This is a genomic window from Flavobacterium sp. P3_A6 (assembly GCF_056403035.1).
The window spans coordinates 22,465-48,264 of the sequence record NZ_JBFUGG010000017.1 but is presented as its reverse complement, the minus strand read 5'-3'; the positions used below and the strand labels follow the sequence as shown (position 1 = coordinate 48,264).

Below are 25,800 nucleotides of genomic sequence, written 5' to 3'. Positions count from 1 at the left end.
AGTAAAAAAAATTAATAATAAAATTTATATATTAAATAGGTGTAATATTATTAAATTATAAGATTATTTTATTGATAAACAAATAAAATTAATAAAGTCGGAAATATATAAATTATTATATAATCATAAAAATAATGAACAGACGAAATGCTTTAAAATTAGGCACAACAGCACTGGCAGGACTCTACTTGTCACCTTTATTAGGACAAATCAATATTTTTAACAATCCTGTTTCCAAGGGATCTTTCGAACCTACTTGGGATTCATTGGAAAAATACCAAGTTCCTGATTGGTTTCGTGATGCCAAATTTGGAATGTGGGCGCATTGGGGACCTCAATGTGAACCAGAAGCAGGCGATTGGTATGCCAGAGGAATGTATCAGGAAGATTCCTGGCAATATAAATATCATGTTGAAAAATACGGACATCCATCAAAATTTGGTTTTAAAGATGTAATCAATGTTTGGAAAGCCGACAACTGGAATCCAGAAGAGTTGGTCAATTTATATAAAGATTCTGGAGCCAAATATTTTATGGCAATGGCTAATCATCATGATAATTTAGATCTGTATGACAGTAAGTATCAGCCTAATTGGAATTCAACAAAAATGGGTCCAAAAAAAGATATTATTGGAGGTTGGGAAAAAGCAGCACGTAAAGCAGGTTTGCCTTTTGCGGTGAGTGTTCACGCAGCCCATGCTTGGAGTTGGTTTGAAACGGCTCAGCGTTCTGACAAAAATGGTCCTTTAGCAGGAGTTCCTTATGATGGAAAATTGACTAAAGCTGATGGAAAAGGAACTTGGTGGGAAGGTTTAGATCCTCAGGAATTATACGCCCAAAATCATTCATTAAGTGAAAGAAGCTCCGATAATGGTGCGATACACAGCCAATGGAACTGGGGAAATGGAGTTGCAAAACCATCAGAAGCGTACATGGAGAATTTTCATGACCGCACTATTGATTTGATTGACAAATACAATCCTGATATGATTTATTTTGACGACACAGCATTACCCTTGTGGCCTGTTAGTGATGCAGGTTTACGCATTGCGGCACACATGTACAATAAAAGTCTCGAAAAAAACAAAACTGTTCAGTCAGTAATTACGGGTAAAATATTAGACGAGCAGCAAAAAAAAGCCTTAGTTTGGGATATCGAAAAAGGACAAGGTAATGATATTGAACCTTTGCCTTGGCAGACAGATACTTGTCTTGGTAACTGGCATTATGACCGTGGGGTTTATGAAAGAAAAAGTTATAAGTTGGCTAAAACAGTTATTCATACCCTGATAGATGCAGTAAGTAAAAACGGGAATTTAATGTTGAACATTCCGGTAAGAGGAGATGGGAGTATCGACGAATTAGAACGTCAAATTGTAAAAGAAATTGGCGTTTGGATGAAACTAAACAGCAAAAGTATTTATGGAACCCGTCCTTGGAAAATATTTGGCGAAGGGCCTCAATTAGGAAGTGCTGGAGCTTTAACAGCTCAAGGTTTTAACGAAGGAAAAGGAAAGCCTTTTACATCAGAAGATATTCGTTTTGTGCAAAAAGATAAAATCCTTTATGCTACCGTAATGGCCTGGCCAGAAAGCGGTACTGTAATTATTAAAAATTTAGGAAAATCTAATCCACATCGTAAGGAGGAAATAAGACAGATAAGACTAGTTAGTACAGGAGAAAAACTACAGTTCAAACAGAATTCAAATACTCTTGAAGTATATTTTCCAAATCAAAAACCAGAAGCTTCTTATGCTAATGCTTTGGAAATTCTATCATAATGTAAGTTGATTTTATTTTAGAATTCTACATAAATATTAATTGAAAAAAATGAAGCAAATAACAATTCTATTTGTCTTACTGATTCCAATGTTTTGTATTGGACAAGTCTTTAAGAGTTATAAAAAGCATAATGATAAAGTAGTCATATCTCTCGATAAAGGTGAACTGCATGTAAGTCCTCTAACCGAAAATACCGTAAGAGTTCAGTATGGTTTGAAAATGGAAAATCAAATTCCTGAATTGGTTTTTACTTCAAAAGTTATGGTACCAGATTTTAAGGTTTCGGAGTCCAACTCACTCATTGAAATTACTACATCAAAAATGACTGTGGTAGTAGATAAAAAGAGTGGAGCATTATCTTATCGCAACCATGAGGGGAAAGTTTTTCTTAGCGAAAAACCTGATGGCCGTATTTTTAAAACAAGTTCAGTACAAGGAGAACCTTGCCATATTGTGGAACAAGGTTTTAGTACTTTACCCGACGAATATATTTTTGGTACAGGTCAGTTTCAGGACGGACATTTGGATATTAAGGGACTGCCTAGAAGATTAACTCAGGTAAATACTCAAATTGCTATTCCATTTATTATGTCAAGCAAAGGTTATGGTTTGCTATGGCATAATTACGGACTTACTGATTTTAACCCTGCGGATAGTATTGTTACTTTAAAGTCAGCAGGTACAAGTGGAGAAGCTATTACTGTAGCTGTTACGACTACTAACGGAACACAAAAGGAAACCCGCCAAGACGGTGTATTTACTGGAAATTTTACGGTTAATGATAATGGTGAATATGCCATTCTGCTCGATGTGGGGCAAAAAATGGCTAGAAAATGGCAATTGACAATCGATGGAAAAGAGGTTATTAATTTTAAAAATCATTGGCTTCCGCCAACAACAAGTACATTAGTTAAATTAACAGCAGGTAAACATGACATTTTGGTAACAGGTGAAAAAAACGATCTTCCTGTAGTATATTACCGCAAAGTTATCAATGAAACAGTATTTAGATCTCCTGTTGCTAATATGCTTGATTATGTTGTTTTTGCCGGAAATTCAGATGAGGTTATTTCAAGCTATCGTAATCTGACAGGTCAGGCTCCGCTTATGCCAATATGGTCATTAGGATATATTCATTGCCGTGAGCGCTTTATGACTCAAGATGATTTGCTTGAGAATGCCAGATCATTCAGAGAGAAAAAATTACCAATGGATCTAATAGTTCAGGATTGGCAGTATTGGGGGAAATACGGTTGGAATTCGATGAAATTCGATGAAGATTTGTTTCCAGATCCGTCTGCAATGGTAAAGGAATTACATCAAATGAATATGCGGCTGATGCTTTCCGTTTGGTCTAAAATAGATAAAGAAAGTGTGCTTGGTAAAGAATTTGATAAGAAAAATTACTATATCCCAAATACCCAATGGGTTGATTTTTTTAATCCTGATGCAGCAAATTATTATTGGAAGAGTTTTAGTGAAAAACTCTTAAAACCTTATGAAATTGATGCTTGGTGGCAGGATGCTACTGAACCGGAAAACGATGATTTAGTAAACAGAAAAATAAATAACGGAACAATTCCCGGAGAGCAAATGCGAAATGTTTATCCGATGTATGTAACAAAAACTGTATACGAAGGTTCACGCAAGGATGCTCCGGACAAAAGAGTTTTTATTCTTACCAGAAGCGGATTTTCCGGACAACAGCGTTACGCAACAGCAGTTTGGACCGGAGATATAGGTAACGACTGGGAAACCTTGCGCAGACAGCTAACAGCTGGACTAAATTATTCCATAACAGGATTACCCTGGTGGACTTTTGATGCAGGAGGTTTCTTCCGTCCCGGAGAAAGTCAATACACGGATACTAAATTTCACGAACGTTTTTTAAGATGGTTTCAGTTTGCCACATTCTGTCCTTTACAAAGAGTACACGGATATCAAACGAATACTGAATTCTGGAGATTCGGGGAAAAAGTAGAAGCCGAATCTTTAAAATATTTGAACTTTCGTTATCGTCTGCTTCCCTATATTTATTCACAAGCAGCCAATATAACTTTTAAAAACGGAACCTTGATGCGTCCGCTGATTATGGATTTTGCAAATGATGCAAAAGCACTTCAGCAAAAGTATCAGTATATGTTTGGATCTGCCTTTCTTGTTGCTCCTGTTGTTTCAGAAGGTGTGGAGAATTGGGATGTTTACTTGCCAGTAAATCAATCAGGATGGTATAACTTTTGGACAGGAAAACAGTGTAAAGGCGGGCAAACTGTACAAACACCTGCGTCTCTTTCAACCATTCCGCTATATGTAAAATCGGGTTCTATAATTCCAATGGCTGAAAAAATGCAGTACACAAACGAAAAGCCTGCTGAAAATCTTGAGCTTAGAATATATGCAGGCGCTAATGGCAAGTTTGAGCTTTATGAGGATGAAGGCGTAAATTACAACTATGAGAAAGGAGCTTTTTCTATCATACCTTTTGAATGGAACGAACAAAAACAAACCCTTACAATTGGAAAACGAAAAGGTGAAATTTTTAATGGATTAATCGAAAACCGTGTGTTTAATATTGTTTGGGTTGACGAATCAAACGGTACCGGCATCGAAAGAGGAAAAACAAATATTTCGGTAAAATACAATGGAAATAGAATTGATGTTAAGAAATAACAACCAGCTCAACAGGCAAGTATAAAGCTCGCGAGCCTCATTCTTTTTTTGGAGCAAACGTACAATTTAATGCCTATCAGTCAGGAGGCAGTGTCTATAATATGACATATTTAGGAACAATTCACACATCTCCTTGGTTTTATAATGATTATTTAAAAAATGGTTTAGATTCTGATGGTGGAAGGTTATTAATGCACGAATACGGATATTATTTACACGCCCAATATGCACCGTTAAATTTTTATAGTTATGCTTTTTGGTCAAGTGCGGCAACTGAAAATTCATCTTCTCCAATGTCGAATTGGACAGAAATAAGAGCCAATACAATGTCGTATTATTATTTTGGTCAACCTAGCTATTGGGTTATATTATTTATATTCATTAAATTTCGGATCAAGTGTAAAGCTGGGGATTATGCAAAAAGATTGGATAATCTGAACAACAAGAAGAAATCTATATTTCTCGCTCCTCTAAATTGAGATCTAAAAGCTTTTATTTTTGCATTGAACGATTCTGCTGAGGCATTTGTAGATCATTTATATGAGAGTAACAATCGATAATGGTTTGAGTTTAGTGCAAACAAGCATGTAAATCTCAAAAGATGGTCGGGAGAAGGGTCTAAAGTTAAGGGTACTAATGAAGAGGCCAGAACAATAAATAATCATCTGGATTATTTAAAAAATCAAGTTTTAGAAGCTGAAAAAATTATTGAGGAAAGACATCAAACTATGGACAGTTTAAGAAATCTAATAAATAATACTATTTCAATTACCACTGTCGAAATTGACTTTGTACTTTCGTTTTTCAAGTATATTAGCTTGGCAAAAGAGGAATATTTTTTGGGAATTGGTAAACAATGTAATGAAATAGCATTTATACAGTCTGGAGTCTTGAGAATGTTTCATTTTGACGACGATGGAGAAGAAGTTACGCATTATTTTCCATTACAGAACACTTTTGTAACATCACATACAAGTCTCAATACTCAAATCCCTTCTACCGAAGGCATACAAGCAATAACTGCTGCCGAATTACTTGTGATTACTAAAGAAGATTTGGAAATGATCTATAAAAAAGTGCCTGTTATGCAGGAATTTGGACGAAAGTCAACCGAAAATATAGTAGCCGAAATGAATAAGCGAATTTCTATTTTAATAAATAATTCTGCAGACAAACGATATAAATTCATTTTAGGCAATAATCCAATTTTGGTGCAGACCGTACCCTTGAATTATTTAGCTTCTTACCTTGGCATTACGCCGCAGCATTTGAGCCGTATTAGAAAAAAAATCAAATAAACTTATATTTTAACAAATGTTCAGTAGCTTTCATTTGTTCCTGTCTATTTTTGTTTTTATCATTTAAAAACAAAAATTATGAGCAATTTAAACGTACAAAAAGAAGAATATATACAAACTAGAAACATTATAACCAAAGGTTGGAGCGGAATGTTGTTTCTGCTTCTTTTAATGATGATTACGGACATTGTAGAATGTGGTATGAAAAATGATTTTCACTTTCTTATCAAAGATCCGGGCATAATAGGATTATGGATTATTGTCACAGTGGCAATAATAAACGTTATCATTCAGATAGCTGTCCAAACTTTTGAAGGCAAAAAATTCAGATGGTTTGTCTTTATCTTAACACTTTTATATACTTTATTTTTTGTTGGACACCAAATTAAACATCTTTCAATGGGCGAAGGAATGGACGTACATTTTTTTTTAGATATTGCGCATCATCTACTGGGGGGTTGGAGTACAATATTTGCCTATAAATGGTGTGTAAATTATGAATTAAATAGCTAATTAAAAAGGCTAATCCTTTTTTGATTTATCTTTATTACGTTTTTAACATGTTATTTGCAGTCAATAATTATAAATTGATTAATTTTGGACTGAGATAAGAAAAGTAAAAATGAATAAATTTCACATTTTAGTAATCGTATTATTTGGCTTCTTACTGATGCCAAATGGTGTTTTTGCGTGTGAAAACAATTCAGCTAAACATTCTTCTCGAAAAGAGATTTCTTCTAAAACCTGTAATGGCGATTGTTGTAAAAAGGATAGTCATTCAAAAAATAAAAGCCACGAAGGTTGTGGCGGTAAATGCAATCATTCGAAATGTGGATGTGCTTTTTCTTACAATACATCTGTTTCGATTACGGAATGGAACATTGAAACCAATCGTTTTAGTTTCTCTTCGGCAAAACAAAAATTTTACAACTATGAAACCAATATTTCTTCTGGTTTCAATTCTTTATGGCTTATACCAAAAATAAGCTAAATCAAATTTTGACAGCCATAAGTGTGTCAAATTCGAAGCAATTCTTGCTTTAAAATCATTTTTCTATTGGTTAATTGGATTATTAAATTATAGTTTATTGCTATTATTTTATCATTCAATCAACTACTTAATTCAAAATTATTTAAACTTAAACCAAAGCGGAAATTCACAAAATCGGGTTTTTCGACGATGTCAATTTCTTGTTTATTAAAATCAGAAAAAATGAAAAATTTAATTATCGTATTAAGCGTATTCTTAACAGTAATTAATGTAGCATCTGCACAAAACGCTATAAAAAAGGAAGAACAAAAAACAATTTATATCTGTCCTTCACATCCTGACGAGACAAGTTCAAGTGCAGGTAAATGTTCAAAATGTGGAATGGTTTTGGTAAAAACCACCGAAAAAATGAATACTTATGCTCTTAAAGGCAGTCAGCCTATGACTAAAACAGTGACAAAATATGTTTGCCCAATGGATGGTTCAACTTCTGATAAACCGGGTAAATGTTCTAAATGCGCAATGGCAATGGTGAAAACTACTGAGAAAGTAGATACCCACGCTCTAAAAGGAAGCCAACCGATGAGTAAAACTGTGACAAAATATGTTTGCTCAATGGACGGCACAGTCTCTGACAAACCTGGTCAATGTTCTAAATGCGGAATGGATATGGTAAAAGTAACAGAAAAAGTTGATACACATCCGTTAAAAGGAAGCCGGCCAACAAGCAAAGTTGTGACAAAATATGTTTGTCCAATGGATGGCTCTACTTCTGATGAACCAGGAAAATGTCCTAAATGCGGTATGGAAATGACTCCAAAAGAAGACCATAAACAGTAAACCAATCTTTCAATAATTTAAAATGAAAAAAATGAAAAAAATAATTCTTACAGTTACAGTAATATCATTCGTATTGGTTTCTTGTAACCAAAAAAACAAACAAGAAGAAACAGTTGATTCAACAACAAATGCACCTGAAATTGTAACTGTAAAGGTTAATCCTAATTCCTTTTCCATTAAAGATATTGTAGCTAATTATTTGTCTTTAAAAAATGCGTTGACCAAAGATGATTCTAATGGAGCTTCCGATGCAGGAAAAACAATGGTGGAGACTTTGGGAAAAATTGATATGAAAAAATTATCTGGTGAACAGATGAAAACCTATATGGATATTGCCGATGATGTTAAAGAACACGCTGAACATATTGGAGATAATGGCGGAAACATTGTTCACCAAAGAGAACATTTTGTCTTAATGAGCAAAGATATCAACGATTTGATAAAAACTTTTGGGACAGAACAAAAACTGTATCAGGATTTTTGCCCAATGGCTGATGAAGGCAAAGGTGCTATTTGGATAAGTGAGGAGAAAGACATCAAAAACCCTTATTTCGGTTCGGAAATGCTTACTTGTGGTTCCGTGAGAAAAGAGTTCTAATATGAAAGGAATCTTTAGAAAGGTATTTATTATTGGAATAATTATTTTTTTGTTGTTACAGTTATATCGTCCTGCTCGAAACATTGCGTTAGAGCAGGATTTAACTGCAGATTTTACAAAAGTATATAATGTGCCTAAAAATGTAAAAACGATATTGCGAACCTCTTGTTATGATTGTCACAGCAATAATACCAATTATCCTTGGTATTCAAATATTCAACCCGTTGGAATTTTTATGAAAAATCATATAGATGAAGGGAAGGAGAATTTGAATTTCAATGAATATGGGAATTATTCAAAACGCAGGCAGAATAGTAAATTGAAAGCTATAATGAAAGAAATCAGGTCGAATGATATGCCATTGGCTTCATATACATTGATACACAAAAACGCAATACTTTCTGATAGTCAAAAACAGAAAGTCATAACTTGGATTCTGAGAATCAGAGATAGCCTTTCCTCTAAATACTGAATATTATGGTAGAAAAATTAATATCATTTTCATTAAAAAACCGATTTATAGTCCTGCTCGTTTCGGCCTGTTTATTTGCTTGGGGTGTTTATAGCGTGCAGCAAAATCCTATTGATGCCATTCCCGATTTATCCGAAAATCAAGTAATTGTATTTACGGAGTGGATGGGAAGAAGTCCGCAGGTTATCGAAGCACAGGTAACCTATCCTTTGGTGTCTAATCTACAAGGAATCCCAAAAGTCAAGAATATTCGCGGTGCTTCTATGTTTGGAATGAGCTTCGTATATATAGTTTTTGAGGATAATGTAGATATCTATTGGGCAAGAACCAGGGTTTTAGAAAGGCTGAATTATGCCCAGCGTCTTTTGCCTCAAAATGTGGTTCCTACGCTTGGACCAGATGGTACGGGTGTTGGTCATATTTTTTGGTATCATTTAGATGCAAATGGTATGGATTTGGGGGAGCAAAGAGCCTTACAGGATTGGTATGTGAAATTCGCATTACAAACTGTTCCCGGAGTTGCTGAAGTAGCTTCTTTTGGAGGTTTTGAAAAACAATATCAATTGGTTTTAGATCCTTTGAAAATGCAGCATTACAAAGTAAGCATGATGGAAGTGATGAATGCAGTCAAGGCAAATAATAATGATGTGGGAGGACGAAAATTCGAAATGAGTGATATGTCTTATATCATACGGGGGTTAGGATATATTAAAAACATAAAGGACGTCGAAGAGATTGCCATTAAAAATTACAATTCTATTCCTGTAAAAGTTAAAGATATTGGTTCTATCCAAATGGGAGGTGATTTGCGGCTAGGTATTTTTGATGAAAACGGAACGGGTGAAGTAGTCGGAGGAATTGTGGTAATGCGCTACGGAGAAAATGCCGATAAAGTCATAAAAGCGGTCAAAGCCAAAATGAAAGAAGTAGAGAAAGGATTGCCTGAAGGCGTTACTTTTAAGACTTCTTATGACAGAAGCGAATTGATTGAGAAAGCAATTGAATCGGTCAAAGGAACACTAATCGAAGAGATGATTGCTGTTTCCATTGTCATTCTTTTTTTTCTTTTTCATTGGCGAAGTGCTTTGATTATCCTTATTCAGCTTCCTATTTCAGTAGCTGTGGGTTTTATTTTACTTGAGGCTTTCGGTATTTCTTCCAATATTATGTCATTAACCGGAATTGCATTGGCGATTGGGGTTGTGGTTGATGATGGTATTGTAATGGTAGAAAATGCTTATCGAAATATTTCGGATAAGCAGGAAGAAATGGTTAACAATAAAGAATCTGTTTAAGATGAAAGAGAAACTATTAAAAATATTCAAAAAAGAACAAGACCCATTATCTTCAGAAGAAAAACTCAAGATAATTGAAGCATCATCTAAATTGGTGGGTCCGGGTGTTTTTTATTCAACAATAATTGTAATTGCGTCTTTTCTGCCTGTGTTTCTTCTCACAGGAATGGAAGGCAAACTTTTTAGCCCATTGGCCTATACAAAGTCCTTTATTCTTATTGTTGATGCCTTTTTGGCAATCACGCTAACACCAGTGCTAATAAGTTTTTTACTGAAAGGGAAACTCCGTCCAGAAGAAAAAAATCCAATAAACAGAAAGCTGGAAAGCATTTACACTCCCATTTTGACTTTTTGCTTAAAATGGAGAAAAACAGTTTTAGCGGTCAATATTGTGGCGCTGTTAATCGGCGTGCTGATGTTTACTCGTTTAGGGTCAGAATTTATGCCTCCGCTTGACGAAGGTTCTGTTTTGTTTATGCCGGTAACCTTACCAGACGTTTCCAATTCTGAAGTGAAACGAATTTTGCAGGTACAGGACCGATTGATAAAATCAATTCCCGAAGTGGCTCATGTTTTGGGAAAAGCAGGCAGAGCCAATACGGCAACCGATAACAGCCCCATAAGTATGATTGAAACAATTGTTTTGCTAAAGCCCCGCCAAGAATGGAGAGAGGGTAAAACAAAAGCGGATATCATAAATGAAATCAACAATAAACTGCAAATACCAGGAGTTACCAATGGTTTTACGCAACCGATTATTAATCGGATTAATATGCTTTCGACGGGTATCAGAACCGATGTAGGAATAAAAATATACGGCGAAAGTTTGGACACCATTAATGCTTTATCACAAAAAATAAAAATGGCATTGGAAGGAACTTCGGGAGTAAAAGATTTGTATGCTGAACCCATTACGGGTGGGAAATACATTGATATTATACCCAAACGGGAAGTCATTGGCAGATATGGACTTTCAATTGACGACATAAATACTGTTGTTGAAGCTTCTATTGGAGGAATGAAACTCACCACAACCATTGAAGGAAGACAGCGTTTTTCGGTCAACGCAAGATATGCACAAGAATACCGAAATAGCATTGAAGCCTTGAAAAAAATGCAGGTACAAACAATGGATTTTGGTCCCATTCCTTTGGAAACGGTTGCCGATGTAAAAATAAGTGATGGCCCGCCAATGATAAACAGAGAAAATGCTATGCTCCGGGGCAGTGTGTTGTTTAATGTCCGTGACCGTGATTTGGGAAGTACAGTCAAAGAAGCACAGGCAAAACTGAATGAGATGATGACCAAAATGCCTAAAGGCTACTATGTGGAATGGAGCGGTCAATGGGAAAACCAAATCAGAGCCAACAAAACATTGAGTTTGATATTGCCAATTGTTGTCGTGATTATTTTCCTCATTCTATATTTCACTTATCGATCTATGAAAGAGGCTTTGATTACGATGATAACAGTACCGTTTGCATTAATCGGCGGTGTTTTTATGGTCTATTTTTATGGTATCAACTTGTCGGTAGCAGTGGCTGTTGGTTTTATAGCCTTATTTGGTTTGGCGATCGAAACGGCAATGCTGATTACCATTTATTTGAATGAAGCTATGAACAAAATGGTCGAAAAATATGGTAACAGCAAAGAAAACTTAACAGAAGAAATAATAAGAAAATATATTATTGAAGGTTCTGCCAAGCGATTGCGCCCAAAACTGATGACGGTTTCCGTTTCATTATTTGGCCTGATTCCCATTCTTTGGGCAACGGGAACCGGAGCAGATGTAATGCTCCCTATCACTGTTCCGCTCATTGGAGGAACAATTACTTCAACGATTTATGTATTATTAGTAACCCCTGTTGTTTTCGAAATGGTGAAACTTCGCGAATTAAAAACAAATGGAAAAATTACTCTTATAGATGCAAAACATTAAATTTTATATCGCCCTAAGCTGTTTGATTCTAAGCTTTACGGATGGTAAAGCTCAAACACTTACGTTGGACAATGTTTTGAGTACAATCAAAACAAATAATCCACAATTGAAAATGTATGATGCCGACATTCAAAGTATGGATGCATCGGCAAAAGGAGCCAGAAGTTGGATGGCTCCACAAGTGGAAGCAGGTTTCTTTATGACTCCATACAATGCCAATCTATGGAAAGCCAATGAAATGGGGTCGGGAATGGGCAATTATATGTTAGGCGTTACTCAAATGATTCCGAATGCCTCTAAGCTAAATGCTAATGAAAATTTGATGAAAGCGATGTCGTCGGTTGAAAGTGAAAATAAAAATTTCACATTAAACCAATTAAATGCATTGGCCAAATCCTATTATTATGAATGGATAATCATTAAGAAAAAGACAAAAATTGCCCATGACAATCTTCAGCTTTTGGAGTATATGATCAAAAGCATGGAAATACGCTATCAGTACAATATGGATAAATTGCCATCGTATTACAAAGCCAAATCTCAATATGCCTCTTTGCAAAGCATGATTGTGATGTTAGAGAATGATGCTTTACAGCGAAAATACATGCTCAGCACCTTGATGGCTCGTGATAAAAATGAGGATTTTGAAATTGATTCCAATTACGAGATTAAGGATTTTAATCTTCTTGAAGCTGATTTGTCTCCCTATATCAACAACCGCAGTGATATCAAAGCCATTGATAAAACTAAGGAAATCAATAACAATAAAATCGAAGTTGAGAAAGCAGGCACTAGACCGGAATTTGGCGTAAAATACGATCATATGTTTGCTTTTGGGAATCAGCCACAGCAATTTTCGTTGATGGGAATGATGACGATTCCGGTATCTTGGTCAACCAAAATGAACAAAGCTAATATGAATAGCTATCGCATTAAAAACGAAAGTTTGGATTGGCAAAAGCAAATGATTGCCAACGAAGCCAGCGGAATGATAAAAGGTATGAATGCTGAATTTTTGAACTTGAAAAAGCAATACCAAATTACGCAAGACAACATTATTCCAGCCTTAAAACGAAACTATGATACCGCAATTTTGGCTTGGCAAAATAACACAGGGGATTTATTCGTGGCTTTAGAAGCATGGGAAGCAATGAATATGACTCAAATCGATGCGTTGGATAAATTAAAATCGATTTTAACAACACAAGCAGAAATCGAAAAACAACTTGAAACCAATTAAGTATGAATAATATAATAAAATATGGTTTAATTGGAATTGCGATTTTTATTGTTGGAATTGCAATCTATTTCTTTGCCATGAAATCAAATAATCATTCGGAAATGGAACATCTAAACGATGTTTACACTTGCTCGATGCATCCGCAAATCATCAAAAATAAACCAGGTAATTGTCCCATTTGCGGAATGACTTTAGTGAAAAAAGTAAACGAAGACCATTCTGAAAAAAATGATTCTATTGACGATCTTTTGAAACCCACCGATAATTTTGTAGTAGGCAATTATCAAACCACAACTGCAAAGGATACGGTTATAAGTAGTGAAATCAGTTTGCCTGGAACGGTAGTTTACGACCCAAATTCATCTGTGAATATTTCAGCTCGAATAAATGGCCGGATAGAGAAAATGTACGTCAATTACAAATACCAAAAAGTAGATAAGGGCCAAAAAATATTTAAAATATACAGTCCGGAATTATTAACCGAACAGCAAAATTTCATCTATTTGATTTCTAATGACAGTCAAAACTCATCGATTATTAATGCAGCCAAGCAGAAATTATTGCTTTATGGAATGACCAATAATCAGGTAAATGCATTGGCTTCCGCCAAAAAAGTGAACCCAGTGATTGTTATTTATAGTCCTGCAAACGGAATCATTACAGGAACCGAAAAAATGACTAATTCTGACACTTCTCCAATGTTAAATACAAACAGCAATACAGAAACATTAGATGTAAAAGAAGGAAGCTATATTAAGAAAGGGGAAGTGGTTTTCAAATTAATGAATACCGAAAAAGTTTGGGGAGTTTTCAATGTTTTACAAGGATACAACAGTCTTATGAAAATCAATCAATCTATCGATATTACTTCGGAGTTGGATGTAAAAAACATCATTTACGCAAAAATAAATTTTGTGGAAACACAATTAGATCCAACCGATAAAACGAATAGAATTCGAGCGTATCTGAATAATGAAAATCTAAAATTACCCATTGGCACAAGATTACAAGGTGTTATACAATTGAATTCAGCAAAGGCAATTTGGCTGCAAAAACAAGCTTTGGTTAGCGTGGGGGAGAAAAAAATAGTTTTTGTGAGAATGGACAATGGTTTCAAAGCAACAGCCATACAAACAGGTCTTGAAATAGACGATTTTGTTCAAATTATTGGAGGTATTTCAGTGGGAGATGTGATTGCCCAAAATGCACAATATCTGATTGACAGCGAAAGTTTCATTAAAACCAAGTAAAGATAAAAATGATGAGAAAGATAAAAAACGGCAGTATTCTACTAATATTATTTTTTGTTGCTTGCAATTCTAAGAATAAGGAAGATCATAGTGGGCATAAAATGACAGATGAAACAATTTTCTACACTTGTTCTATGGATCCGCAAATAAAAGAAGATATGCCTGGAAAATGTCCTATTTGCCATATGGCGTTAGCCCCAGCCAAAAAAAGTGATACTGACCCAAATGAAATAAGTCTGAGTAAACAGCAAATCCGATTGGGTAATATCACTACTCAAGCTATTACAGAAACTCAAAATAGCTTAAATCAAAATTATACGGGAGTCTTAACCATTAATCAGGAGAAAATCAACACCATTTCTGTAAGAGCAATGGGACGAATTGAAAAGTTGTTTTTCAAAACTGTTGGTGATTATGTTTTTAAAAATCAACCCGTTTATGAATTGTATAGCGAAGATATTGCCATTGCAAAGCAGGATTATTATGTGGCATATAAACAACTGCTGATGCCGGGTGATTTTGGAAAAAATGCAAAAAATATGCTAATTGGAGCTAAACAAAAACTTCTTTTTTATGGTCTTACCAATGCCCAAATTGAAAGCATTAAAACCAATAAAGATGTTTCGCCAAACACTATATTTTACAGCACTTATAGCGGAACAATTTCAGAAATTGCAGTTACAGAAGGAAGTTATGTAATGGAAGGATCGGGAATAATAAAATTGGCTGATCTGAATAGTCTTTGGCTCGAAACACAAGTAAACGTAAACTATGCCAAAAGTTTAAAAATAGGTCAAAAAGCTAGTGTTTCTTTTACTGATTTCCCGGATAAAACAATAAATACCAGAGTAGCATTTATTAATCCAGAAATTAATCCCGACACTCGATTGCTGTTAATCCGAATGGAAATTCCAAATCAAGGCTTACAATTAAAACCAGGAATGCAGGCGGTTGTAAAATTGACCCAATCCAATGCAAAAGGAATTTTTATACCGATTGATGCGGTTATTCGAGAAGAAAACGCTTCCTATATTTGGGTTGAAAAAAGACCGGGAATTTTTGAAAATGTTATGGTAGAAACAGGCATAGAAACCAATGGAATGATCGAAATCAAATCCGATTTGGATCCCACAAAAAAAGTTGTAATTACGGGTGCTTATGCTATAAACAGCGAGTATAAATTCCGCAAAGGAAGTGATCCAATGGAGGGGATGAAGATGTGATTTTAGAATATAAAAATCGGGTAACAGCGATACTGAAGAACGGTCAACAGCGGAACTGAAGAATAATTAAATATTTTTATTATGAGAACTCAAAGGTTAATTTCGACAAAAAAAGGTTTACTATTAACGATGTTTTTAATGGTAATCTCGTTAAATGCCAATGCACAAACAAAATCGAACTCCACCCAAAATGAAAAAATTTATATAAATAAAAAGGGTGAAATTTATGATCACGGTTGGAACAAATTAGGATTTATTACCAAAGAGGATATTGTGAAAAATAATGAAGGTAAGACCATTTATTTTATTGATGTAAATGGTAATGTTATTGATTCTAAAGGGAACAAGTTGGGTAGGGCTAAAAAGAATGGTTCATATTACAATATAAAAGGTGAAAACGTGCTTAATGTAGGCAAAACACAGGAAGAAAAATGTGAAATACTAGATCCAAAAGGTCATAATATGGGTAGCGTACATGAAAATTACAAACTCCATGCCTGTGCTGCCCATTGCTTATTGTTAGAACAAAAGATGAATAACGAAAAATCAAAAAAATAATTTTTTAACAAATGGTTCGTGGCTAAACGAATCATTTGTTTTTTTAGCTATAATCCTGCTCAAATTGTTTGAAAGGTTACTGACTAAGTTTCTTAAATTAAGTATTTTAATAAAAATTCTTTGCAATAAGAATGAAGATGTAAAAAAATACTCCTGAGCATCGAAAATAAGTAAACTCTTTAAAAATCACTTAAAAACTTTTAAATGGTTTGGTGCGAATTACACAAACTAGAAAAATAATAGTGTAACAGTTTGCAAAACAGTAAATTATATATTTATATGACAGAAAGTAATCTGTAAATTAAAACTAGATAAAATGAAAAAAATACTCTTTTCGGCCATAGTAATGGCTTTCGTATTGGCTTCTTGTAACCAAAAAAACAAAGAAGCGACATCAGATAATCCCCATATGATGGATAATGATGGTACTATAACGAGTAATGATAGCACAGTGATGAATGATAAAACTAAAATGATGAACAATCAAGCAAAAATGTACGCCTGTCCAATGCATCCAGAAGTACAGGGGAAACTGAATGACAAATGCCCTAAATGCGGGATGAAACTAACAGAGCCTGTCCCTGAGAAAACAGAAAACGGCAAATAATAAAATATAATTTACTTGGGTTGCCTAAATTAATCTTTTTATGAATTTAGCAAGGTTAATTTAGGTTATTTAATTACAGATGGCATTAAAATAATTAAAGATGATACATACTTACAACATAACTGGAATGACATGTGATGGATGTCGAACAAAAGTCGAAAAAACATTGAATGCTATTGATGGTGTTGTAGCAACAGTTTCGTTAAATCCACCCACAGCTACAATCACTATGGAAAAACACATTCCAACAGCACAACTACAAGAAGCACTAACAGCCGTTGGAAAATACACCATAGAAACAAGTAATGGTGAAAACTCAAAAGATATTACAACAAATGCGCCTGTTGCAAAATCTTGTTGTTCAGAGCATTCCCATAGTGATAAAAAGGAAGCCATAATACCAAGTAATACCAAAGGAAAATATTATTGTCCAATGCATTGCGAAGGAGATAAAATATATGATAAAGCTGGTGATTGCCCAGTTTGTGGGATGCATCTTGAAAAAGTACAGGAACTCAATACCAGTCCTATTAAGTTTACTTGTCCGATGCATCCCGAAGTCATTAAAGATACTCCTGGTTCGTGTCCTATTTGCGGAATGGATTTGGTAGCGATGGAGCCGAGTGATAGTGAAGACCAAAAAAACTATAAAAATTTAGTCAAAAAAATGAAAGTGGCAGTAATTTTTACCGTTCCTGTTTTTGCCATCGCAATGATAGAAATGATGCCAAACAATCCGTTACTTAAAATAATGGATGCTGCAAAATGGAATTGGGTACAATTTATACTTACACTTCCTGTTGTTTTTTATGCGTGTTGGATGTTCTTTGTTCGTGCCTTCAAATCTATTATTACTTGGAATTTGAATATGTTTACCCTTATCGGTATAGGAACAGGAGTTGCTTTTTTGTTCAGTTTAGTTGGAATGTTTTTTCCTAGTATTTTCCCAAACGAATTCAAAACTGAAACAGGGGCAGTTTTATTATATTTTGAAGCTACAACAGTAATTCTAACATTGGTTTTATTAGGACAATTATTGGAAGCCAAAGCCCACAGTCAAACTAGCGGAGCAATCAAAGAATTATTAAAACTCGCTCCAACCGAAGCAACTTTGGTTATTGACGGAAGCGATAAAGTAATTTCAATTCACGACATCAAAAAAGGAGATTTACTACGAGTAAAACCAGGAGACAAAATACCAGTTGATGGAAAAATAAGTGCTGGCGAAAGCAGTATTGATGAAGCAATGATTACTGGAGAACCTATTCCAGTAGACAAAAAGAAAGATGATAATGTTATTGCAGGAACTATAAACGGTAACAAATCCTTTGTAATGATTGCAGAAAAAGTAGGTTCAGAAACCTTGCTTTCGCAAATTGTAAAAATGGTAAATGATGCCAGTCGCTCTAAAGCGCCAATCCAAAAATTAGCAGATAGTATTGCCAAATATTTTGTGCCAATTGTTGTAATCATTTCACTTATTACCTTTTTCGTCTGGGCAAAATTTGGTACAGAGCCTGCATTGGTTTATGGTTTTATAAATGCGATTGCGGTTTTAATTATAGCATGTCCTTGTGCATTGGGTCTGGCAACGCCAATGTCAGTAATGGTTGGAGTTGGAAAAGGCGCACAATCGGGAGTTTTGATAAAAAATGCCGAAGCATTAGAAAATATGAACAAAGTAAATGTTTTAATAACCGATAAAACAGGAACAATAACCGAAGGAAAACCATCGGTAGAAAAGGTTTTTGCATCAAACAATAATGAGAATGATTTGCTGCAAAACATCGCTTCTTTAAATCAATACAGTGAGCATCCATTAGCCCAAGCGGTTGTAAATTATGCCAAAGCAAAAAACATTTCATTAATAGAAATCAAAGATTTTGAAGCCGTTGCAGGAAAAGGAGTTACAGGAACAGTTACCAATAAAAAAGTAGCATTGGGCAATAAAAAACTAATGGAACAAGTCAAAGCCACAGTTTCTGATGATTTAGGAAACAAAATTATAGCCGAACAAAAACTAGGAAAAATTGTTTCCTATATTGCTGTTGATGGCATTGCAGTGGGTTTTGTATCAATTACCGATGCAATTAAAATTTCAAGTAAAGAAGCCATAAAAGAACTAATGCGACAAGGTGTTGAAGTAATTATGCTTACCGGCGATAATGTAAATACAGCCAAAGCGGTTGCCGATGAATTAAACTTATCATCCTACAAAGCGAGTTGTTTACCCGAAGACAAATTAAACGAAATTAAGCGTTTACAATCCGAAGGAAAAATTGTAGCAATGGCTGGAGACGGTATAAATGATGCACCAGCATTAGCCCAAGCCGATATTGGTATAGCAATGGGAACAGGAACTGATGTAGCTATTGAAAGTGCCAAAATCACTCTAGTAAAAGGGGATTTGCAAGGCATAGTAAAAGCTAAGAATTTAAGCCACGCAGTAATGCGAAACATCAAACAAAACTTATTCTTTGCCTTCTTCTACAATGTTTTAGGAGTTCCAATTGCAGCGGGTGTTTTATATCCGTTTTTTGGAATTTTATTATCGCCGATGATTGCAGCTTTAGCAATGAGTTTTAGCTCGGTTTCTGTAATTGTAAATGCTTTGCGATTAAGAAGTTTGAAATTGTAAAATCGAATAAGAAATAAGTTATAGCTGTATTAAAAATGAACAACTTTACTCAAATAATCAAACAATATAAAACCGATACCGAAAGTGTTTATACAATTTGGTTTGTAGATAATGACCAACGATTAAAAGCTTTTCGGACTATTCGCCGTGGTGTTTTGCAAGTGATAGACGATATTAAAAACAAAACATTTCCAAACGATTTCAAAGGCAGTAGTTTAGAATTTGTATTGAGTTGTATAGCAGAACAAAAACAAATATTTGTGGGCGTAGCACATCCTTTTTATTGGAAACCAAAATTGAGAATTCCAGATATTTACGAAAACCAAAATAATAAAATTGCTTTTGGTCAATTTCTCGAGAACTGCATCAATGCCAAAACAGAAGAACAAGTTGTAAAAGAAATTGTAAAATTGGATGAATTAAAAATAAAAGGCCTTGGTCCAGCTGTAGCAAGTATTTTATATTTTTTGCATCCAACTTGGTTTCCACCATTTAATACAGCTATTCTTAATGGATTTAATTTTCTATTCAAAGACAAAAAGAAACTAGGAAGTTGGACAGAATATTTAAAAATAAGAGAAACTTTAATCGAAACTAATAGTAAAAACAAAGCAGAATTATCCAATGATTTAGGAGCAATTGCAGGTTTGTGTTTTGAAATTGGAACACAAAAAATGCTTATTGGTAACGATGAATATTTGAGTGAAGAGGAACGAGCAAAATTTGAAAAGAATATACTAAAACGACAAAAAGAAATTCAGGAAGAAAAATTAGCCGAAAATCTTCATAATGAAATGCAATACCATTTATTAAAAATTGGAGTTTCATTAGGTTATGATGTTACACCAGCAAGTAACGATAAGAGCAAATCGTTTGGCGGACAAAGTTTTTCATTTATATCAATCAATAAATTCCCAGAACTTCCAACAGATAAAGACACACAAAATACCATAAAACTAATCGATGTGTTATGGTTTCAAAAAGTAACTAATAAAATCATTGGAGCATTTGAAGTCGAAAAAAGCACGAGTATTTATTCAGGGATACTCCGATTATCTGATTTATATTTTAGTATTTCTAACGGAGAAGAAGTTTTTTATATCATCATTCCAGACAGTCGAGAAAAAGATGTTATTCAACAACTCAACCGACCAGTCATAAAAAATTCAAAAATGAATATCAAATACATTCTGTTTTCAGAATTAAGAACCAATTGTGATGCTATTTGCAAATTTGGTTCGGATTATTCAATAATGGAAAAAATTGCAAAAAAAGTGTAAGTGCTTATTTATTAATAAACAATTTTTAAGTTATTGAAGATAACTTCTTCAAATTCTACATAAAATTGTTCGTAAACAGGTTCATAAAGATCACTACCAATTATAAACTTCCGAATTCATTTGTTTTTGGAGGTTTTTGGTTTTAATATTTGAGTGCCGTTTATTAAAAATTTTCTAAGATTCCCTAGCGTAAATTTTACAGTTGATTGTGCTGAACCAAACATACAAATAATCTTAATTAGATATTACGGTTTTCGATATTTCAAAAATAATCTCATAAAAAAAGGTGCATAAGCATCTTCCTATTTCCTTTTCTTCCAATTATTATTATAATGTCTACCTCTCAATTGTTCATAAAATCAATAAATTCATCATTGATAGACAAATAAATAAAATTAAAAATCAAAATATTAATCACACCCAACGTTTTTTTAGTAATCTGTAGTATATTTATCTAATGGCTACAGTTTTATTCAAACGAACATTTTAAATTGGTATAATATAACATCAAAAACAATTGAAACTACCATGAATTATTTTCTTCTTATAAAAAAGGCAGTTTCTGACAACCAAATTTTAAATGTTCTTTCAAAAAAAAAAAAACACTATAAGATTGACTATTGGAATATTATTTATAGAGTAAAATAAGTTAGCAGCAAATAATAGTTATAAATTCGCAATGTGAAAACATTTGCAACAATAGTATCGTTTATTGTACTGTTTCTTTCGACAGTACCATGCTCAGCATTTGCTAATCATTCAGAATGCAATGCAGAAAAGAATTGTGAAGATAACTCTCATGATTGCGGCAACGATTGTAACGGAAAGTGTTCTCCGTTTTATTCATGCGGCACCTGCGTTGGGTTCACAATAAATTTAACTTATTCCCATTTTAGTAAAAAATTAGATTTTATAACAGACGATATAGAACAGCCAAGATCGTATGATAAATTTATAAATTCTTCTTTCATTTGTAAAATTTGGCAGCCTCCTAAAATTTCTTAATATAAAAAGAATTTGTTTTGCATGATTTTGATATCAGGCAGATATGTTATGTTTATTAATATAAAGAAATTACAAATGTTTAAATATATTTTTTTGATAGTCGCAATAGCAGCTATTAGCACTGTGCAAGCACAAAATAAAATCAAGTTCCATATAAAAGATGCTATTACTAATGAACCAATAAAAGGTGTAACAGCTAAAATTGAAGGAACTAATTTGGAATTTATATCTGATGATAATGGAATTATCATTTTTGAAAATCTTGCGGATGGAGATTACACATTGTCTGTTTTTATAGAAGGTTATAGCTCGCATAAAACATTTTTTAAAGTGCCTTTTGCTAATGAGTTTTTAGAGATTGCTTTAGAACGCGAAGCCGAAGAAATGGATGAAATCATTGTCACTTCAACAAGAGGAACAAGAACCATCAGTAACATTCCGACCAGAGTAGAGTTTATTGCAGGAGAAGAACTCGAAGAAAAAGCCAATATGAAACCAGGGGATATCCGCATGATGCTTAACGAAAGTACCGGAATACAAACCCAGCAGACATCTGCAACTTCTGGAAACTCGTCTATTAGAATTCAAGGATTGGACGGAAGATATACCCAAATTTTAAAGGATGGTTTTCCTCTTTATTCCGGAGCCTCCAGTGGACTGGGATTATTACAGACACCACCTTTAGATTTAAAACAAGTTGAAATAATCAAAGGTTCTGCATCTACACTTTATGGAGGAGGAGCAATTGCTGGTTTGGTTAACCTTGTTTCTAAAATTCCGGCTAAAGAAAGAGAATTACGCTTTTTAATTAATGGAACCTCTGCACTTGGACTGGATATAAATGGGTTTTATTCTCAGCAGTTTAATAAAATTGGATTGACAGTTTTTGCTTCACATGACCGAAATGCTCCTTATGATCCTGCAGATATACTGCTTACTGCTATTCCGAAATTTGAACGTTTTAATTTTAATCCAAAATTATTTGTCAATTTTAATGAAAACACAAAACTCAATTTTGGCGTAAATACGGTTTTTGAAAATCGTATCGGCGGGAACATTGATTATATCAAAGACGAAAGTAAATATCCAGACAATTACTTCGAAAGGAACAAAACGAAGAGAATAAGCACTCAATTTGCCTTTACGCATAAATTCAGCGAGAAAGAAGTTTTGACGATTAAGAACAGTTTCAATAATTTTAGCCGTGTCATAACGATACCTGATTATATTTTTGACGGTTTACAGAACAGTACCTTTTCTGAAATTAGCTATTCTAAAAATGGCAAAATTACTGAATGGGTTACCGGTGCAAATTTATACACCGATAATTTTATTGAAGATAACAAAACAGCTTTTCCTCTGAGAAATTATAACCAGATTACTTATGGGGCTTTCATTCAAAATACAGTAAAAGCCAAAGAATGGCTGAATATAGAAACAGGTCTGCGTGGCGATTATGTTGATGATTACGGATTTTCTTTTTTGCCAAGAATTTCAGCTTTATTTAAAATCAATTCTAAGCTTACTTCCAGACTTGGCGGTGGGTTAGGTTACAAAACGCCAACCATATTTACAGAAGAAAGCGAGCGCATACAATATCGAAACGTACTGCCTATTAATAATGATTTCAATGCACTTGAAAAAAGTTACGGACTTAACTTTGATGTGAATTATAAAACTAAAATTACCGAAGATATATCTTTATCATTGAATCAGTTATTCTTTTATACCAATGTTGATAGTCCGCTTATCTTAACTTCGCTTCCTAATGACATTTATCAGTTTGTAAACGCTGATGGATATTTAAACACAAAAGGAACCGAAACAAATGTCAAATTAGGATATAAAGATTTCAAATTATTTCTGGGTTATACCTATACTGATGCTTCTATAGATAACAACGGAATAAAATCTGAAAATCCTTTAACGGCGAAACACAGATTGAATAATGTTTTGATGTATGAAGTAGAAGACAAATGGAAAGCCGGTTTGGAGGCTTATTATTACAGCCCGCAAAAACTTAATGATGGCACTACTGGGAGAGAGTATTGGATTTTCGGCTTTATGATTGAAAAGCTTTTGGGAAATTTTTCAGTTTATGCCAATTTCGAAAATTTTACTGATACCAGACAAACAAAATTTGGAAGTATTTATACGGGAACAATCTCAAATCCTGTCTTTAAAGACATCTATGCTCCGCTAGACGGATTTGTAGTAAATGTCGGAATCAAACTAAAAATTTAAATATCTCATAAGCAATCAGAGCCTGCAGGATTAAATCCAGATTCCGCAGGCTTTTTTATTTCGCATGTTTAAGATTATTTTCAATAAAAGAACTGATGTTGAATTTAGCACTGAACCCGCCATTTTGACAAACTGCGGTTTGTGCGTTCGTTCTTATTTTCTATCGTGTTTGTTGTCATATTAGTGTCAGTAAATAGCCGATTAATGAACCTCCTAAAACTATAAAAGCACTATTTAATTTCTTGTATCCAAATGTGGTTATTATGCTTAAAACAGCAATCAAAATTGTCCGCCAATCTGTAATGGTGCCTTTGCCCATATCAAAACAAACTGCGGCAATTATTGCGACTGATGCTACATTTACAGCGTCAAGAAATGAAGAAAACAGTTTTGAGTTTCGCATTTTCTTTACGATTGGATTGAGTAATGCTACAAATACAAATGAAGGTAAAAATATGGCGATTGTCGAAACGATTGCTCCTGTCAAATCGTTGATTTGATAACCAATAAAAGTTACCGAGGAAAAAACGGGGCCGGGTGTGAATTGTCCAACAGCAATTGCATCAATCAGTTGCTGTCTTGTCAAGAGCCCTGTTGAAACTAATTCTGTGTCGAGAAATGCAAACAAAACATAACCGCTTCCATAAAGTATTGCTCCAATTTTTAGGAAAATCCAAAACAGATTTACATTGGATACCGAAAGTATTGTCGTGTTTGTAATTTGCAATAAAGTTAATGGTAGAAAGCTGCTGATGTTGTTTTGTTTTTTGTTTCGCACATAAGCCAAAAGTAAAGCCAAAAACCCTGCCCCAAACATCAAATATATTTCGTTAATGCTGAGCAATGAACAAATCAAAACAAGAAGTCCGATGATTATAAGTTCTGCCGATTTCAAAGATTTCTTTGCCAAAGGAAAAATTGCACCAAGAATTATCGCAATAATGGCAGGTTTTATTCCATAAACAAAAGGCTGTAATTCGGGTAGTTGTCCGTATTGTTTGTAGAGATAAGCAAAAAATCCTGTAATGAAAACGGCTGGTAAAATGAAACAAAACCCTGCAATGATTAAACCTTTCCAGCCGCCTTTTTCGTGTCCGATATGAATCGCCATTTCGGTGCTGTTAGGTCCAGGAATTAAGTTAGTTGCACCAATTAAATCCAAAAAATGCTGTTCGGTCAGCCATTTTCTTTTCGTAACAACTTCTTTCTGCATCATTGCAATATGTGAAGCAGGACCACCAAAACCAATAATTCCTAGTTTTAGAAAAAGTTTGGCAATATCCTTTAAGCCAGCTTTATTCTCCATTTTTCGTCAAAGCTTTATCCCCCGACCAATATCCACCACCTTTTATCAGTATAAAAATATTTCCCAAAAGCATTGCCCAATCTGTTCTGCTTTCGTGCTTCATTTCCCCAAAAACCTTTTCAGCTAAAATTTCCGATTTAGTTGCCGTAATGGCAGTAAGCATAATGATGAAGAGTGGAATACTTGCAAATTTTGTCGAAAAGCCAAAAAGAATTAGCGTTCCGCAAATAATTTTAAAACTCCTTAAAAATTCAGGCGATGGCAAACCGATTTTATCAAATCGTCCTGCATTAAGTGTGTCAGCAAACAAAAATTTCTGAATTCCTTCCAACAGAAACACAACTCCAACGATCAGTCTGATCAGGATTGTTGTTTTTGAATTGTCCGTATTTAATATTTGTTTTTTCATTTTTATATGTCTGCACACAGTCAATCTATGTAAAAATGTAATACGACTGTCCGCAAAGAGTACCATGTATATTTTTTTGCCATTGATTATACTGATTCTCACAGATTTTATTACACTTTTTGAAAAAATCTGTGTAAATCTTTTTAATCTGTGGC

The 25,800-nt window shown here is 34.1% G+C and carries 22 protein-coding genes; 20 read left to right on the top strand and 2 right to left on the bottom strand.

Features of this window, described 5'->3' with window-relative positions:
- Positions 1-134: 134 nt before the first annotated feature.
- The 20 genes from AC1DVP_RS15455 to AC1DVP_RS15360 all read left to right on the top strand — a co-directional run bounded on the left by AC1DVP_RS15455 (position 135) and on the right by AC1DVP_RS15360 (position 23,930).
- Positions 135-1,781 carry an alpha-L-fucosidase gene (locus AC1DVP_RS15455; RefSeq protein ID WP_477184388.1) on the top strand — a complete coding sequence of 549 codons (1,647 nt, stop codon included), beginning with the start codon at positions 135-137 and terminating at the stop codon, positions 1,779-1,781.
- 49 nt (positions 1,782-1,830) lie between these two features.
- The gene (locus AC1DVP_RS15450; protein ID WP_477184387.1) at positions 1,831-4,452 is read left to right on the top strand and encodes a glycoside hydrolase family 31 protein; all 2,622 of its coding nucleotides are present in this window, start codon (positions 1,831-1,833) and stop codon (positions 4,450-4,452) included.
- 101 nt (positions 4,453-4,553) lie between these two features.
- Positions 4,554-4,931 carry a hypothetical protein gene (locus tag AC1DVP_RS15445; protein ID WP_477184386.1) on the top strand — a complete coding sequence of 126 codons (378 nt, stop codon included), beginning with the start codon at positions 4,554-4,556 and terminating at the stop codon, positions 4,929-4,931.
- A 249-nt stretch (positions 4,932-5,180) separates the two neighbouring features.
- Positions 5,181-5,750: a Crp/Fnr family transcriptional regulator gene (locus AC1DVP_RS15440; RefSeq protein WP_477184385.1), complete on the top strand. Its 570-nt coding sequence runs from the start codon at positions 5,181-5,183 to the stop codon at positions 5,748-5,750.
- Positions 5,751-5,828: 78 nt separating this feature from the next.
- Positions 5,829-6,263, top strand: coding sequence for a hypothetical protein (locus AC1DVP_RS15435; RefSeq protein ID WP_477184384.1), 435 nt, complete (start codon positions 5,829-5,831; stop codon positions 6,261-6,263).
- A 109-nt stretch (positions 6,264-6,372) separates the two neighbouring features.
- On the top strand, positions 6,373-6,741 hold the full coding sequence (locus AC1DVP_RS15430; protein WP_477184383.1) for a hypothetical protein: 369 nt from the start codon (positions 6,373-6,375) through the stop codon (positions 6,739-6,741).
- Positions 6,742-6,963: 222 nt separating this feature from the next.
- Positions 6,964-7,581 (top strand): heavy metal-binding domain-containing protein, encoded by a 618-nt coding sequence (locus AC1DVP_RS15425; protein WP_477184382.1) that lies wholly within the window; start codon positions 6,964-6,966, stop codon positions 7,579-7,581.
- A gap of 31 nt (positions 7,582-7,612) precedes the next feature.
- Positions 7,613-8,179, top strand: coding sequence for a DUF3347 domain-containing protein (locus AC1DVP_RS15420; RefSeq protein WP_477184381.1), 567 nt, complete (start codon positions 7,613-7,615; stop codon positions 8,177-8,179).
- A gap of 1 nt (position 8,180) precedes the next feature.
- The gene (locus AC1DVP_RS15415) at positions 8,181-8,651 is read left to right on the top strand and encodes a heme-binding domain-containing protein (RefSeq protein ID WP_477184380.1); all 471 of its coding nucleotides are present in this window, start codon (positions 8,181-8,183) and stop codon (positions 8,649-8,651) included.
- Positions 8,652-8,656: 5 nt separating this feature from the next.
- On the top strand, positions 8,657-9,946 hold the full coding sequence (locus tag AC1DVP_RS15410) for an efflux RND transporter permease subunit (protein ID WP_477184379.1): 1,290 nt from the start codon (positions 8,657-8,659) through the stop codon (positions 9,944-9,946).
- Between the two features lies 1 nt (position 9,947).
- Positions 9,948-11,885, top strand: a complete 1,938-nt coding sequence (locus AC1DVP_RS15405) for an efflux RND transporter permease subunit (protein WP_477184378.1) — start codon at positions 9,948-9,950, stop codon at positions 11,883-11,885.
- A complete protein-coding gene (locus AC1DVP_RS15400) occupies positions 11,872-13,125 on the top strand; it encodes a TolC family protein (RefSeq protein WP_477184377.1) in 1,254 nt (417 codons plus the stop codon). Before AC1DVP_RS15405 ends, AC1DVP_RS15400 begins: the two co-directional genes overlap by 14 nt.
- Positions 13,126-13,127: 2 nt before the next feature.
- Positions 13,128-14,375, top strand: a complete 1,248-nt coding sequence (locus tag AC1DVP_RS15395) for a heavy metal-binding domain-containing protein (protein ID WP_477184376.1) — start codon at positions 13,128-13,130, stop codon at positions 14,373-14,375.
- Between the two features lie 8 nt (positions 14,376-14,383).
- A complete protein-coding gene (locus tag AC1DVP_RS15390) occupies positions 14,384-15,598 on the top strand; it encodes an efflux RND transporter periplasmic adaptor subunit (RefSeq protein ID WP_477184375.1) in 1,215 nt (404 codons plus the stop codon).
- Positions 15,599-15,736: 138 nt separating this feature from the next.
- Positions 15,737-16,156, top strand: coding sequence for a hypothetical protein (locus tag AC1DVP_RS15385; protein WP_477184374.1), 420 nt, complete (start codon positions 15,737-15,739; stop codon positions 16,154-16,156).
- A gap of 316 nt (positions 16,157-16,472) precedes the next feature.
- Complete coding sequence (locus tag AC1DVP_RS15380; RefSeq protein ID WP_477184373.1) at positions 16,473-16,763, top strand: heavy metal-binding domain-containing protein; 291 nt, start codon at positions 16,473-16,475, stop codon at positions 16,761-16,763.
- Positions 16,764-16,863: 100 nt separating this feature from the next.
- Positions 16,864-19,401: a heavy metal translocating P-type ATPase gene (locus AC1DVP_RS15375; RefSeq protein WP_477184372.1), complete on the top strand. Its 2,538-nt coding sequence runs from the start codon at positions 16,864-16,866 to the stop codon at positions 19,399-19,401.
- A gap of 35 nt (positions 19,402-19,436) precedes the next feature.
- Positions 19,437-20,681 (top strand): hypothetical protein, encoded by a 1,245-nt coding sequence (locus AC1DVP_RS15370; RefSeq protein ID WP_477184371.1) that lies wholly within the window; start codon positions 19,437-19,439, stop codon positions 20,679-20,681.
- Positions 20,682-21,362: 681 nt separating this feature from the next.
- A complete protein-coding gene (locus AC1DVP_RS15365; RefSeq protein WP_477184370.1) occupies positions 21,363-21,686 on the top strand; it encodes a DUF6660 family protein in 324 nt (107 codons plus the stop codon).
- Positions 21,687-21,761: 75 nt separating this feature from the next.
- The gene (locus tag AC1DVP_RS15360) at positions 21,762-23,930 is read left to right on the top strand and encodes a TonB-dependent receptor (RefSeq protein WP_477184369.1); all 2,169 of its coding nucleotides are present in this window, start codon (positions 21,762-21,764) and stop codon (positions 23,928-23,930) included.
- 175 nt (positions 23,931-24,105) lie between these two features.
- Here the strand turns inward: AC1DVP_RS15360 and chrA are convergent, their stop codons facing one another.
- Complete coding sequence (chrA, locus tag AC1DVP_RS15355) at positions 24,106-25,236, bottom strand: chromate efflux transporter (protein WP_477184368.1); 1,131 nt, start codon at positions 25,234-25,236, stop codon at positions 24,106-24,108.
- Positions 25,226-25,645, bottom strand: a complete 420-nt coding sequence (locus AC1DVP_RS15350) for a DoxX family protein (RefSeq protein ID WP_477184367.1) — start codon at positions 25,643-25,645, stop codon at positions 25,226-25,228. Before AC1DVP_RS15350 ends, chrA begins: the two co-directional genes overlap by 11 nt.
- Between the last annotated feature and the right edge of the window lie 155 nt (positions 25,646-25,800).

Coding starts and splice junctions, on each gene's coding strand:
- AC1DVP_RS15450 (WP_477184387.1), top strand. CDS start 1,831: ATGAAGCAAATAACAATTCTATTTGTCTTACTGATTCCAATGTTTTGT.
- AC1DVP_RS15360 (WP_477184369.1), top strand. CDS start 21,762: ATGTTTAAATATATTTTTTTGATAGTCGCAATAGCAGCTATTAGCACT.
- AC1DVP_RS15375 (WP_477184372.1), top strand. CDS start 16,864: ATGATACATACTTACAACATAACTGGAATGACATGTGATGGATGTCGA.
- AC1DVP_RS15430 (WP_477184383.1), top strand. CDS start 6,373: ATGAATAAATTTCACATTTTAGTAATCGTATTATTTGGCTTCTTACTG.
- AC1DVP_RS15455 (WP_477184388.1), top strand. CDS start 135: ATGAACAGACGAAATGCTTTAAAATTAGGCACAACAGCACTGGCAGGA.
- AC1DVP_RS15415 (WP_477184380.1), top strand. CDS start 8,181: ATGAAAGGAATCTTTAGAAAGGTATTTATTATTGGAATAATTATTTTT.
- AC1DVP_RS15385 (WP_477184374.1), top strand. CDS start 15,737: ATGGTAATCTCGTTAAATGCCAATGCACAAACAAAATCGAACTCCACC.
- AC1DVP_RS15400 (WP_477184377.1), top strand. CDS start 11,872: ATGCAAAACATTAAATTTTATATCGCCCTAAGCTGTTTGATTCTAAGC.
- AC1DVP_RS15405 (WP_477184378.1), top strand. CDS start 9,948: ATGAAAGAGAAACTATTAAAAATATTCAAAAAAGAACAAGACCCATTA.
- AC1DVP_RS15380 (WP_477184373.1), top strand. CDS start 16,473: ATGAAAAAAATACTCTTTTCGGCCATAGTAATGGCTTTCGTATTGGCT.
- AC1DVP_RS15435 (WP_477184384.1), top strand. CDS start 5,829: ATGAGCAATTTAAACGTACAAAAAGAAGAATATATACAAACTAGAAAC.
- chrA (WP_477184368.1), bottom strand. CDS start 25,236: ATGGAGAATAAAGCTGGCTTAAAGGATATTGCCAAACTTTTTCTAAAA.
- AC1DVP_RS15425 (WP_477184382.1), top strand. CDS start 6,964: ATGAAAAATTTAATTATCGTATTAAGCGTATTCTTAACAGTAATTAAT.
- AC1DVP_RS15410 (WP_477184379.1), top strand. CDS start 8,657: ATGGTAGAAAAATTAATATCATTTTCATTAAAAAACCGATTTATAGTC.
- AC1DVP_RS15440 (WP_477184385.1), top strand. CDS start 5,181: ATGGACAGTTTAAGAAATCTAATAAATAATACTATTTCAATTACCACT.
- AC1DVP_RS15390 (WP_477184375.1), top strand. CDS start 14,384: ATGATGAGAAAGATAAAAAACGGCAGTATTCTACTAATATTATTTTTT.
- AC1DVP_RS15420 (WP_477184381.1), top strand. CDS start 7,613: ATGAAAAAAATAATTCTTACAGTTACAGTAATATCATTCGTATTGGTT.
- AC1DVP_RS15370 (WP_477184371.1), top strand. CDS start 19,437: ATGAACAACTTTACTCAAATAATCAAACAATATAAAACCGATACCGAA.
- AC1DVP_RS15350 (WP_477184367.1), bottom strand. CDS start 25,645: ATGAAAAAACAAATATTAAATACGGACAATTCAAAAACAACAATCCTG.
- AC1DVP_RS15395 (WP_477184376.1), top strand. CDS start 13,128: ATGAATAATATAATAAAATATGGTTTAATTGGAATTGCGATTTTTATT.
- AC1DVP_RS15445 (WP_477184386.1), top strand. CDS start 4,554: ATGACATATTTAGGAACAATTCACACATCTCCTTGGTTTTATAATGAT.